The sequence below is a fragment of the Nocardia sp. genome (assembly GCF_025465275.1).
Lineage (GTDB): Bacteria > Actinomycetota > Actinomycetes > Mycobacteriales > Mycobacteriaceae > Nocardia.
Window position 1 is genome coordinate 1 of the sequence record NZ_JAODNK010000137.1, and the last position, 12,866, is coordinate 12,866.

At 63.4% G+C, this 12,866-nt stretch carries 11 protein-coding genes; 9 read left to right on the plus strand and 2 right to left on the minus strand.

Annotated elements, in window-relative coordinates; genetic code table 11:
* Positions 1-54 precede the first annotated feature (54 nt).
* From JWN03_RS29725 to JWN03_RS29765, 9 genes are all read left to right on the plus strand, one after another.
* Positions 55-1,686 carry a methane monooxygenase gene (locus JWN03_RS29725; RefSeq protein ID WP_297621949.1) on the plus strand — a complete coding sequence of 544 codons (1,632 nt, stop codon included), beginning with the start codon at positions 55-57 and terminating at the stop codon, positions 1,684-1,686.
* 79 nt (positions 1,687-1,765) lie between these two features.
* Complete coding sequence (locus tag JWN03_RS29730) at positions 1,766-2,818, plus strand: 2Fe-2S iron-sulfur cluster-binding protein (RefSeq protein WP_297621951.1); 1,053 nt, start codon at positions 1,766-1,768, stop codon at positions 2,816-2,818.
* Between the two features lie 8 nt (positions 2,819-2,826).
* On the plus strand, positions 2,827-3,933 hold the full coding sequence (locus JWN03_RS29735) for an aromatic/alkene monooxygenase hydroxylase subunit beta (protein ID WP_297621953.1): 1,107 nt from the start codon (positions 2,827-2,829) through the stop codon (positions 3,931-3,933).
* Between the two features lie 5 nt (positions 3,934-3,938).
* Complete coding sequence (gene mimD, locus JWN03_RS29740; protein WP_297622121.1) at positions 3,939-4,274, plus strand: propane 2-monooxygenase effector subunit MimD; 336 nt, start codon at positions 3,939-3,941, stop codon at positions 4,272-4,274.
* 27 nt (positions 4,275-4,301) lie between these two features.
* Complete coding sequence (locus tag JWN03_RS29745) at positions 4,302-5,330, plus strand: amidohydrolase family protein (protein WP_297621955.1); 1,029 nt, start codon at positions 4,302-4,304, stop codon at positions 5,328-5,330.
* Positions 5,327-6,073, plus strand: coding sequence for an iron-sulfur cluster assembly protein (locus JWN03_RS29750; RefSeq protein ID WP_297621957.1), 747 nt, complete (start codon positions 5,327-5,329; stop codon positions 6,071-6,073). Before JWN03_RS29745 ends, JWN03_RS29750 begins: the two co-directional genes overlap by 4 nt.
* Entirely contained in the window at positions 6,070-7,095 is a 1,026-nt protein-coding gene (locus JWN03_RS29755; RefSeq protein ID WP_297621959.1) for an NAD(P)-dependent alcohol dehydrogenase, read from the plus strand. Before JWN03_RS29750 ends, JWN03_RS29755 begins: the two co-directional genes overlap by 4 nt.
* 40 nt (positions 7,096-7,135) lie before the next feature.
* Positions 7,136-8,785 carry a chaperonin GroEL gene (gene groL / locus JWN03_RS29760; RefSeq protein WP_297621960.1) on the plus strand — a complete coding sequence of 550 codons (1,650 nt, stop codon included), beginning with the start codon at positions 7,136-7,138 and terminating at the stop codon, positions 8,783-8,785.
* Between the two features lie 114 nt (positions 8,786-8,899).
* Complete coding sequence (locus JWN03_RS29765) at positions 8,900-10,651, plus strand: sigma-54-dependent Fis family transcriptional regulator (protein ID WP_297621962.1); 1,752 nt, start codon at positions 8,900-8,902, stop codon at positions 10,649-10,651.
* A gap of 410 nt (positions 10,652-11,061) precedes the next feature.
* Here JWN03_RS29765 and JWN03_RS29770 read toward each other — a convergent pair whose 3' ends face one another.
* Positions 11,062-11,913 carry an NAD(P)-dependent oxidoreductase gene (locus tag JWN03_RS29770; RefSeq protein ID WP_297621964.1) on the minus strand — a complete coding sequence of 284 codons (852 nt, stop codon included), beginning with the start codon at positions 11,911-11,913 and terminating at the stop codon, positions 11,062-11,064.
* Positions 11,914-12,186: 273 nt separating this feature from the next.
* Complete coding sequence (locus JWN03_RS29775) at positions 12,187-12,849, minus strand: HAD-IA family hydrolase (RefSeq protein ID WP_297621966.1); 663 nt, start codon at positions 12,847-12,849, stop codon at positions 12,187-12,189.
* Between the last annotated feature and the right edge of the window lie 17 nt (positions 12,850-12,866).

Consider the following 12,866-nt stretch of genomic DNA (forward strand, 5'->3'; position numbering starts at 1 on the left):
GGGACCTCGTTCCCAGAGCCGGCGCCCGGCTAGCTCTCGATCCAGGAGGCGCAATTGAGTAGGCAAAGTCTGACGAAGGCTCATGCGAAGATCACCGAACTATCGTGGGATCCGACCTTCGCAACGCCGGCCACTCGTTTCGGTACCGATTACACCTTCGAGAAAGCTCCCAAGAAGGATCCGCTCAAGCAGATCATGCGGTCCTACTTTCCCATGGAGGAGGAGAAGGACAATCGCGTATACGGCGCGATGGACGGCGCCATCCGCGGCAATATGTTCCGTCAGGTACAGCAGCGGTGGCTCGAATGGCAGAAGCTGTTCCTGTCGATCATTCCGTTCCCGGAGATCTCGGCCGCACGCGCGATGCCGATGGCCATCGACGCCGTGCCCAACCCGGAGATCCACAACGGGCTGGCGGTACAGATGATCGACGAGGTTCGTCACTCCACGATCCAGATGAACCTCAAAAAGCTGTACATGAACAACTACATCGACCCAGCCGGGTTCGATATGACGGAGAAGGCGTTCGCGAACAACTACGCGGGCACCATCGGCCGGCAGTTCGGTGAAGGGTTCATCACCGGTGACGCGATCACCGCGGCCAATATCTACCTGACCGTGGTAGCCGAAACCGCTTTCACCAACACGCTTTTCGTGGCCATGCCCGATGAGGCCGCCGCCAATGGCGACTACCTGCTGCCTACCGTGTTCCACTCGGTGCAGTCCGATGAGTCCCGCCACATCTCCAACGGGTACTCCATCCTGCTGATGGCACTCGCCGACGAACGCAATCGCCCACTGCTCGAACGCGATCTGCGCTACGCATGGTGGAACAACCACTGCGTGGTCGACGCCGCGATCGGCACCTTCATCGAGTACGGCACCAAGGACCGCCGCAAGGACCGGGAGAGCTACGCCGAGATGTGGCGGCGGTGGATCTACGACGACTACTACCGCAGCTACCTCATCCCGCTCGAAAAGTACGGTCTGACAATTCCGCACGATCTGGTCGAGGAAGCGTGGAAGCGCATCACCGACAAAGGCTATGTGCACGAAGTCGCGCGGTTCTTCGCCACCGGCTGGCCGGTGAACTACTGGCGGATCGATGCGATGACCGACAAGGACTTCGAGTGGTTCGAGCACAAGTACCCGGGCTGGTACTCGAAGTACGGCAAGTGGTGGGAGGAGTACAACCGTCTCGCCTACCCCGGCCGGAACAAGCCGATCGCCTTCGAGGAGGTCGGGTACCAGTACCCGCACCGGTGCTGGACCTGCATGGTGCCGGCCCTCATTCGCGAGGACATGGTCGTGGAGAAGGTCGACAACCAGTGGCGGACCTACTGCTCGGAAACCTGCTACTGGACCGACGCCGTCGCCTTCCGCAGTGAGTACCAGGGCCGCCCGACCCCGAATATGGGGCGGCTCACCGGATTCCGCGAATGGGAAACCCTGCACCATGGTAAAGACCTCGCGGACATCGTCTCCGATCTCGGATACATCCGCGACGACGGCAAAACCCTTGTGGGCCAGCCGCACCTGGATCTGGACAACCCGAAAAAGCTGTGGACCCTCGACGACGTGCGGGGCAACACCTTCCAGAGCCCGAACGTGCTCTTGAACCAAATGTCCGACGCCGAACGCGAGGCGCACGTCGCCGCATACCGCGCGGGCATCGTCCCGGCCTGACCCCCCGCTCGGTGGGTGGCGCCGAACTCGACGCCACCCACCGCCTCACCACCGATTCCCGAGCCCAGGAGACACCCCCGTGGCCGACCAGCACCGTATCAATTTCGAGCCCGTCGACATCGAGATGGAAGTCGGCGAAGAGGAGAGCATCCTCGATGCCGCGTTCCGGCAAGGAATTCACCTCATGCACGGCTGCCGCGAGGGGCGGTGCTCGGCCTGCAAGTCCTATGTCCTCGACGGCGAAATCCAGATGGAGAACTACTCGACCTTCGCGTGCAATGACGCCGAGGTGGAGGAGGGATTCGTATTGCTCTGTCGCTCACATGCTTTCAGCGACTGCACCATCGAACTCCTCAACTTCGACGAGGACGAACTGCTCAGCGGTATCGCCCTGCAGGATGTGCGCACCCAGGTGGTCGCGATCGAGCCGATGACCAAGGACATCGTTTCGCTGCGGCTGCGCCCCGTCGAACCAGCGGCGTACGAGTTCAAACCGGGCCAATACTCCGATCTGCGGATCCCAGGAACCGAGGAACACCGGTCCTTCTCCATGGCGACGACACAATCGACGCCGGAGCAGCTCGAATTCCTCATCAAGAAATACCCGGGCGGCCAGTTCGCCGGGTTGCTCGAGGACGGGATCTCCGTGGGCGACGAGATCGGTTTGACCGGTCCGTACGGGTCTTTCACCCTCAAGGAGGGCCACGTCCTGCCGTTGGTCTTCATCGGCGGCGGCGCGGGGATGGCCCCGATTCTCTCGCTGCTGCGGCATATGAGTGAGACGGGCAATACCCGGCAGGTGCATTTCTATTACGGAGCCCGCACCCCGCGGGACCTGTTCTACCTCGACGAGATCCTCGAGCTCGGCGCGCAACTGACGAACTTCACGTTCGTGGCGTGCCTCTCGGAATCGATGGACCCGCACCAGGTTTCGGGCTCGATCGTCGTCGAGGAAGGGAATGTCACCGATGTCGTCGCTCGCCGCGAACCGGCTATCGACAAAGCCGAGATCTACCTGTGCGGACCACCGCCCATGGTCGACGCCGCCCTCGAACTGCTCGAGGCCGGCGACACCCCGAAGGACCAGATCTTCTACGACAAGTTCACCAGCCCCGCCTTCGACAAGAACTGAGAAACGAGATGACCCCAACCACCGGGAACAAGCACCGCAGCTTCCCCAAGATCGAGTTCACCGACTCCGAGGCCGGAGCGCTGGAATTCCCCAGCTCCCGTAGCCGCACGTACAACTACTACAAGCCGGCCAAACGGCGCTCGACGATGTACGAGGACGTGACGGTCGACGTACAACCGGACCCCGAGCGGCACCTGACGCAGGGCTGGCTCTACGGCTTCGGCGACGGCCCCGGTGGCTACCCGCAGGAGTGGACCGCCGCGAAATCATCGAACTGGCACACCTTTCGCGACCCGAACGAGGAGTGGGACCAGACCATCTACCGCAATAACTCCAAGGTCGTCCACCAGGTCGATCTGTGCCTGTCGAACGCCAAGCGAGCGCGCGTCTACGATGCCTGGAACACCCCGTGGCTCACGTTCATCGCTCGAAACCTGGGTGCGTGGATGCATGCGGAAAATGGCCTGGCACTGCATGTCTTCACCTCTATCCAGCGTTCCTGCCCCACGAACATGATCAATACCGCGGTGGCGGTGAACGCCGCTCACAAGATGCGGTTCGCGCAGGACCTGGCGCTGTTCAACCTGGACCTGTCCGAGGCCAATGCCGACTTCGACGGCGCGGTGCATCAGGAAGTCTGGCAGTCCGCGCCCGAGTGGCAGCCCACTCGCGAAGTGGTCGAGCGGCTGACCGCGGTGCCGGACTGGTGTGAGCTGCTGTTCGCCTCGAACATCGTCTTCGAGCAACTGGTCGGTTCGCTGTTCCGCAGCGAACTGGTCATGCAGATCGCCGCCGGGAACGGCGACTACATCACGCCCACGATCGTGGGCACCGGCGAGCACGACTACGACCGCGATCTCGCCTACTCCCGCAACCTGTTCCGATTGCTGACCCGCGACCCCGAGTACGCCGAGTCGAACAAGGAACTGCTGGGCGCCTGGTTGCAGACCTGGGTGCCGCGCTGCCTCGATGCGGCCCGCGCGCTGCAGCCGATCTGGTCGCAGCCGGCCGATAAGGCAGTCACTTTCGCGACCAGTCTCGAAACCGCGAAGGACAAGTTCGGTTTCCTGCTCGAAGACCTCGGGCTGGACATCCCCAAGGAGTTGGACCAGTGAGCAGCATGCAATTCGGATCGTCCACGGAGTTCTCGAACATGTGCGGCGTCACCCTGATGAACACCCCCATCGGACGCGTCGTCGCGGAGGTGATGGGCGCGAAGGACGGTGTGGAGCTGACGGAGTATCCATCGATGATCCGCGTCGACGGCCTGCGCCTGCTCGACTTCGACTACGCCGAACTCAGTGACGCCCTGGGCGAGGAATTCGACGGCTCCACCTTCGAGGAGATCAGCTCCACGCACTACGGGCGCATGGTCCATCTCGACGAGAAGACACTGCTTTTCGCCAGCCCCGAGGACGCCGCCGAGTACATCGGATTCGACCTCACCGTTCACTGAAACAGATCGAATATCGGGAGTATCCACATGTACGAGAAGAACGGCGAAAAGTACTTCATCGTGGACGGCCATGTCGCCCTCTGGGATGGGCGCGCGTCGAATCACAAGAATGTGCACGGAAAGCAGTTCATCGACTGCTTCTACGACTACCACAAGAACCTCAGCCCCGAAGAATACCTGTGGGACTACGACACCTACACGTATTACGGCGGCGACCGTCTCGAGCGCGACCTCTTCGTGGAGGGTTACGTCGACCACGCGATTTTCCAGCCTGCCCTGCTGAGTGACTTCTACCGCAACGGATTCGGGCAGACCGAGGAAGCACTGGCGCTGGTCCGCAGAAACCCCGGCAAGCTCACCTACAACCATGCCTACGATCCTCGCTACGAGCAGGCCGGCCTCGAACAACTCCGCAGGGATGCGGAGGAGATGAATCTGCAGGGCGTCAAGCTCTACACCGCCGAATGGCACGGCGATTCCCGCGGATACAAGCTCGACGACAAGTGGTCACGTCGCTACCTGGAGGAATGTATCGCGTTGGGCATCACCAACATTCACGTCCATAAAGGTCCGACCATCCGACCGTTGGACCGTGATGCGTTCGACGTTTCGGACATCGACAAGGTGGCCACCGACTATCTCGACCTGCGTTTTGTCGTCGAGCATGTGGGCCTGCCCCGGCTGGAAGACTTCTGCTGGATCGCCACCCAGGAGTCGAACGTGTACGGCGGACTGGCCGTGGCCTTGCCGTTCATCCATACGCGGCCACGGTATTTCGCGCAGATCATCGGTGAACTCCTCTACTGGATCGGCGAGGACAAGATCCTGTTCGGCAGCGACTACGCGCTCTGGACACCGAAGTGGCTGATCGAGAAGTTCGTCGATTTCCAGATCCCCGAGGACATGCTCACCGACTACAACCCGATCACCGTCGAGCAGAAGAAGAAGATCCTCGGACTCAATACGGCGGCCCTCTACGACATCGAGGTCCCCGCAGACCTGCGACTGGCCGGGCAGGACGTCGCAGCCGCGGCCCGGGAGACCGTGTCGTCATGACCACCATCGCGCTCTGCACGGAAGAGGAAGTGCTCGAAGCCCTTTCGACGGTCATGGACCCCGAGTTGGACGAGGCGATCACCGAACTGGGCTTCGTGCGATCGGTGCTCCTCGACGACGACGGAGTCACCGTCCACCTGCGTCTGCCCACCGCATTCTGCTCGCCCAATTTCGCCTACCTGATGGCTTCCGATGCTCTGGATGCCCTTCGCCTGGTGGACGGAGCCGGTGCGATACGGGTCCTGCTGGACGACCACCACGACAGCGACAAGATCAATGCGGGTCTGGCCGCCGATGCGGGATATGTCGGAACGTTCGGCGCCGAGGCGGAGCAGAGCCTGGACGAACTGCGCGGCATATTTCGAGCGAAGGCGCACGCGGCGGCGATGGAACGCTGCGTCGCGGCGTATCTGAAGCGAACCGGCCTGGGCGCGAACGAGATCTACAAGCTCACGCTGAGCGACCTGGCTCCGGGCAGGGACAAAGCCGCGCTGCTGCGCCGCCGGATGAGCGTAGGGCTGAGCACCTGCCCGGCCAGCCAGGTGTTCGTCGACGACCAAGGGCAGCGAATACCACCCGAATCGGTGCCGATTCGGCTGCGCTTCGCCAAGTCTGTGCGCATCTCGATGGAAGGCAACGCCCACTTCTGTCGCGGTCTGCTCGCCACCCGCTACGCCGACAGCGAATCCGACGGCGCCACACCGCGAATCACCGATCTCAGAACAATCAGGAGCCACCGATGAAGGCCGTGCAGGTTGTGGGCTACCACACCAAGCTGCAGCTCACCGATATCCCCGAACCCACCATCGCCGGACCGCTCGATGTGATCGTGCGCATCGGCGGTGCCGGCGTGTGCCGCACCGATCTGCACATTCTCGAGGGGCAGTGGGCAGCGAAAAGCGGTGTCGCACTGCCGTACACGATCGGCCACGAGAATGCCGGATGGGTCCACGCCGTCGGTGACGCCGTCACGAACGTCGCGGTCGGCGACAAGGTGATCCTGCATCCGCTGATCACCTGTGGACTCTGCCGCGCCTGCCGCTTCGGCGACGATGTCCATTGTGAGAACAGCGAATTCCCCGGTATCGACGTCAACGGCGGCTATGCCGAGTACCTGCGCACCACCGCCCGCAGCGTGGTCCGGATCGACGACTCGCTCGAGCCGGCGGACGTCGCCGCTCTCGCGGACGCGGGCCTGACGGCGTACCACGCGGTCGCCAAGGTGGCCGAGACAACTCGGCCCGGCGATGTGTGCGTGGTGATCGGCGCCGGCGGGCTCGGGCACATCGGCATCCAAGTGCTCAAAGCGATCTCCGGAGTCACCGTGGTCGTGCTCGATCGCAATCCGGCCGCAGTCGATCTCGCGGTACAGATCGGCGCTGATCTCGGCATCGTCGCCGACGGTACGCACATCCAGCAGGTGCTGGAGCTGACCGGCGGGCACGGCGCCGAGGCGGTAGTCGACTTCGTCGGCGAGGGCGGCGCGACCCGGGAAGGAATCGCAATGCTGCGGCGGGCCGGAAACTATTACGTCGTCGGGTACGGCGAGAACATCGATATCCCGACCATCGACGTGATCTCCACGGAAATCAATTTCATCGGAAATCTCGTCGGCTCCTACAACGACCTGCAGGAGCTCATGACCCTTGCCGCCCAGGGCAGAGTCACGCTGCACACGACCGAATATCGGCTCGAGAACTTCCAGCAGGCACTGGACGATCTCGATGCCGGGCGGGTGCGCGGCCGGGCGATTCTCGTCCCCTAGACCCAATTCTCCGCAGAAAGCACGAAAGGAAGCATCAGCCATGGCAAAAGAGCTGCGCTACAACAAGGACGCACGATCCCGGCTCGAGCAGGGCGTGAACGCCCTCGCTGACGCGGTCAAGGTGACGCTGGGTCCCAAGGGACGCAATGCGGTGCTCGAAAAGCTCACCGGCCCACCAACTATCACCAATGACGGCGTCACCATCGCCCGCGAAATCCAGCTGCGCGAGCCCTTCGCCAATATGGGAGCGCAACTGGTCAAGGAAGTGGCGATGAAGACCAATGGCGTGGTTGGTGACGGCACCACCACCGCCACGGTGCTCGCCCAGGCCATGGTCCGCGAGGGACTGCGGGCCGTCGAGGCCGGCGCCAATCCGATGCGGGTGCGCCGCGGCATCGAGCGCGCCGTGTCCACCGTCGTCGATTCACTCCGCGATCAGGTCTCCGAAGTCGATGGCCAGGGCGATCTGCAGCGAATCGCGACACTCGCCGCGAGCGACGACGAAACGATCGGACAGGCTGTCGCACAGGCCGTCGACTACGTCGGCAAGTCGGGCATCGTCACCACCGAGGAGAGCGAATCCCTAGGGCTGTCGGTCAATATCGTCGACGGCATCGAGTTCGACCACGGCTACACCTCCGGGTACATGATCACCGATCCGGAGCGGATGGAAGCGGTGCACATCAACCCGCTGATTCTGCTGACCAACAAGAAGATCAACCAGGTACAGGACATCATGCCCAGCATCGAGGCTGCCAAACGGGCCGACCGGCCGCTGGTCGTCCTGGCCGAAGACGTCGACGGACCGGCGCTGCAACTGCTGGTCGGCGGCAATATGCACAAGACGATGCCCTCGGTGGTCGTTCGCGCGCCCGGCTTCGGACACCGCCGGGTAGCGGAACTCGAGGACCTGGCGACAGCGCTGGGCGGACACGTTATCGCGAAGGACACCGGCCTCGAACTGTCCGAAGTGACTGCGGCACATCTCGGTTCGTGCGACCGCATCACCGTGACCGAGAACGAGACGACCATCATCGGCGGCCACGGCGACCAGCGCCTGCTCGACGCCCGCATCGCACAACTCGAAGGACAATTCGAGCGTTCGAAGATCGACGCCGACCGCGACAGCCTCGAACTGCGTATCGCCCGGCTCACCGGTCGCGTTGCCGTCATCCGGGTCGGCGGCGCCACGAGCGTGGAACTCAAGGAACGCATGCTGCGAGTCGAGGATGCCCTCGCCGCGACTCGCGCCGCACTGGAGGCGGGCGTTGTCGCAGGCGGCGGCACCGCCCTCGCCCAGTCACATCGAGTGCTGACGGACCTCGACCTCACCGGTGACGAGGCAATCGGCTGCGATGTCGTACGTCGCGCCCTCGCCGAACCGCTGCGCTGGATCGCGATCAACGCCGGGTTCGACGGCGACGAGGTCGTCGAGGTGGTCGCCGGTCTGCCGCTCGGCCACGGGTTCAACGCACTCACCGGCGCATACGGCGATATGTTCGACGACGGCGTGATCGACCCGTTCAAGGTGACACGCGCCGCGTTCGAAAGCGCGGCTTCGATTGCGGCACTGCTCATTACAACCGAGACCGCGGTGGTGGAGGAAGTCATCGGCAACCCCGGTGCCATTATCGCCCCCGGATTCGGCGACCTCGCCGAAGGCATGATCCGTCCCTCGAACATCTACTGAAAAGGAGCCATTGTGCCTATGCACGTGCCTATGAAGTGTCTCGAATTGAGACGGATCTCAGATTGAGACGACGTACCCTGGTCCATGTATTCGATAGAAGAGCAGGGCGTAACCATGGCTGCCAGGGACATGCAGAAAGCACGTGAACGGTTCCTCGTCGATCACGATGTCGAGAACTCCGTCCGAGAGCCCATCGCGTATTCGTGGCAGCGGTCGAAAATGCTCAAGATCCGCCCGGATCAGCTCGAACTCCCGTTTGTGCGCGAGCCGGATCCGGACTCTCCGCTCGTGACGGCCGCCGCCCCGGTATTACAACAACTGGCCGAAGGGCTGGCGGACGAGCCTGTCAGTGTCATCCTCACCTCGGCCGACGGAGTCGTGCTGACCAGGATCGCGTCGAGCCACCGGCTCAACCGAACGCTCGACCAGGTCAATCTCGCGCCCGGCTACAGCTATTCGGAAGAATTCGTCGGCACCAACGGCATAGGCACTGCTCTCGAAACCCGCCAGCCCACCCTCGTCAGGGGTGCGGAACACTATGCCGATTGCCTGGGCGGCCTCGCCTGTGCGGGTGTCCCGATCACGCACCCGGTGAGCGGCGCCCTGGTCGGTGCGCTCGACCTCACCGGCTGGGTAGAGGACGGGGGGCCATTGCTGATCACCTTGGCCAAGTCCGCCACGGCTCAGATCGAAGGCCGTCTTCTCGCACAGTCCAGTGCCGAACAGATCGCATTATTGAACGCCTATCTGAAGGCCTGCCGCCGGTCACCGCAATCGGGAGTGCTGGCTCTCGGGGATGACGTCGTTCTGCTCAACCGGCGACTACGGCTGGCGCTGGACGCCCAAGATCAAGCCGCGCTGCTCGCACACGCCGTCGACCTGAGTTACGAGGCTGCTGCGAATCGGCACATCGTCGTCCTGCCCAGTGGGCAAACGGCCCGCCTGTCGTCGGTGGATGACTTCGGGTTCGGAGCTCGAAGCAAAATGGCCATGTTCCATGTACATTTCCTCGATATCCCCGCACCGTCCACAGTCTCGGCGATCGAAAGATCCAGCACCCTTCCCGGTATTACCGGTCGCAGCGCGTCATGGCGTATCAGTTGCCAGCACATCGCCCGTTGCACACGCGAACAACAATGGGTCACCGTTTCCGGGGAGCCCGGAAGTGGTCGGGCCGCCGTCCTCAAAGCGGCCGCCTCCGAATACATTCCCGGCCCCACCCGCGTATTCTCAGCGCCCGAACTGGCAAACAACAGCACCGAATTACAGTCTCTCGAACAAGAACTCGAACAAGAACGCTTCAGCGTCATCCTCCGCGACATCGATCTCATTGCCGAGCCGTACCAGCGGACCATCGCCGACCTGATCCAAGGGCGCGAGCACACGGGATGGATCGGAGCGACCATCGGCAGCGCCGACCACAGCACCGATGTCGACGCACTGGTTCTGCCGCACTTCAGCCATACGGTGCCGGTGCCCGCACTGCGCCACCGCATCGAGGACCTGCACGATCTGGTACCCCTGCTGCTGCGTCAACTCGGCCGCGGTGCGGAGCTGACCCTGTCACCGGCCGCAATGCGCCAACTCAGCAAATACAATTGGCCGGGAAATGTCGCCCAGCTCCGGCAGATTCTGCAGCAGGTGGTGCACCGGCAGCGTTCCGGCGTCATCGGGGTCGAGCAACTTCCGGCGGTGTGCCGCGCTCTGAGCCGGCACACACTCACACAGATCGAAGCCCTGGAACGAGATGCCATCGTGCGCAGTCTCGAAGAGCATCACGGCAACAAGAAATCGGCGGCAACAGCCCTCGGTCTCTCGCGCGCCACGATCTACCGCAAGATCAAAGAATTCGGCATCGACGTCTGAGCCGATTCATCACCGCTTCCGCACATAGCGATTGCTTACAGACCGATCAGTCTCGTCGGTGTCGGAAAATGAGACGGCCGCCACGGTCGACCCCGGGGACCATTGAGTCAGAGAAAGAGATGCATTCCCGATTCGTCTCTCCCGAGGTGAGGGCACTCGACGTCCTCGCTACCCGGCAACGGCGCCGGCAGTGGCTCACAACGGCGTGGACCTCTCAGTGAACGAAATCGCGATTTCATCTATGTTACCAATTGACCGAATCCATAGGGGTTGATTGTTAACGAGCCGACCGAAGGCCCAGGACAACGGTTTCACCGCAGCGACTTCACCCCGCTTCGTCATCGGATACTGCGGCCGTATTCGACCGACTTCCCTTGTCGCACAAACTGGTGTCCATCGGCGCCCCAGCGCTAGGGCGTCTTCCGGCCGTACAGGTCGGCGACGAACGCGATGTCCGCCTCCGCGCGACGGGATGCCGCCGCCTCGTAGAGTTGCCGGATCACTTCCGCCGACGGCAGTTCGACGCCGACGGCGCGTGCTGTTTCGATCGCCAACCCAGCATCTTTCGCCCCGAGAACCGTCGTCCACCACCCGTCCGGCGAGCTGGTCAGCACACCCTCGAAGCGGTTCCGCAATCCGGGTGCCACCACCGGGCTGGCGCCGAGCAGATCCCGCAATTGATCGTCCCCGAGTCCCCCCGATCGGCCGACGGCGAACGCCTCGGCCAACGCGACCACTCCCGACAGCAACAACAGATTGTTCGTCAGTTTGGCGGTGAGCGCCAGCGGCGCCGTGTCGTACTGCCGGACAGTCGCGGACAGCGCATCGATCATCGGACCGAGCTGCTCGATCCGGTCTGGTGCACCACCAACGAGCAACGCCGCCTGCCCAGCACTCACGGCGGCAGGACTACCCAGGACCGGCATGGCGACGAACCGATCCGCAAAGCTCTCGCTCAGCTCACCGGTGAGCGCAGGCGACACCGTCGAGCAGTCGACATAAGCGGTCTCGGAGCCCATCATCGGACGCAACTCCCCCAATGCCACCGCCCGGACCGCGGTGTCGTCCGCCAACATGGTGACGACCACATCCACACCGTCCACAGCGGCGGCAATGCTTTGCGCCTCCACGGCGCCCGCAGCCACGAGTTCTCCAGCCCGGCCCTTCGTCCGGTTCCACACCCGCACCTGGTGCCCGCCGTCCAGCAGACGCCCGGTCAGCGCCCGCCCCATCTTTCCCATGCCCAACACCGCGATATCCATCCCGGCCTCCTCGGCTCTCGAGTTCGTTGTGACAAGACGTCTCCGTCAACGGATTCCATTCTCACCACAACCTTCTCGCACTCCCGACAGCCCGTCATTACCGCTAGCCGGACAATCTCGACTCCCCTCAGCGGATTGCGAGTTTCCGCAACCGACGGTTCGGACATGCCCACCCGTCGCTGATCGGAATGTGTAGGGCCACACAGAATTCTGGCGTCGCCGGCGCGGGCCGAGGCCCGCCGCGTGGCGGCCGTTTCTCGCGAGTCCTGGCGCTCAGTACCTCACGTGCACTGCTATTACGCCGTCGGCCAGCGCCTCGACGCGGATCTGAGTCAGGTCGCGCACGTGAGCGGTCGGGGCGAGGGCGGCCGCGCGCTGACCGACACCGATGACACGCATACGGGCTGCCTTTCCGGCGGCTATACCGGCCTCCGAGTCCTCGAAAACCAGGCAGTCTTCGGGCGAAAGACCGAGCTCGGCGGCGGCCTTCAGAAAGCCCTCCGGGTCGGGCTTGCTGAAGGTGACCGATTCGGAGGTGACGCGGATCGCGGGTATGGGCAGACCGGCCGCGCCCATGCGGGAATCGGTGAGTGCGCTGTTGGCGGAGGTCACCAAGGCGTGCGGGAGGTGCGCGATGGCCGCCATGAACGATGGCGCACCCGCGACCGGCACCACACCCTCCACACTGGTGATTTCCTCCGCGAGCATGCGGGCATTGTCGGCGAGGTTCAGCTCCACGGGACGTTCCGGGAGGAGTTCGGCCATGGTCGCCCAGCCCTGACGCCCGTGCGCCACCGCCAGCACGTCGTCGGCGAGCAAGTTGTGCGCGGTGGCCCAGGACCGCCATAGGCGCTCCACGACAGCGTCGGAGTTCACGAGGGTGCTATCCATATCGAGCAGCAACCCGCGGGCGATGAGCGTGGCGTCAACTGTCATGTACTGGTTATAACCAC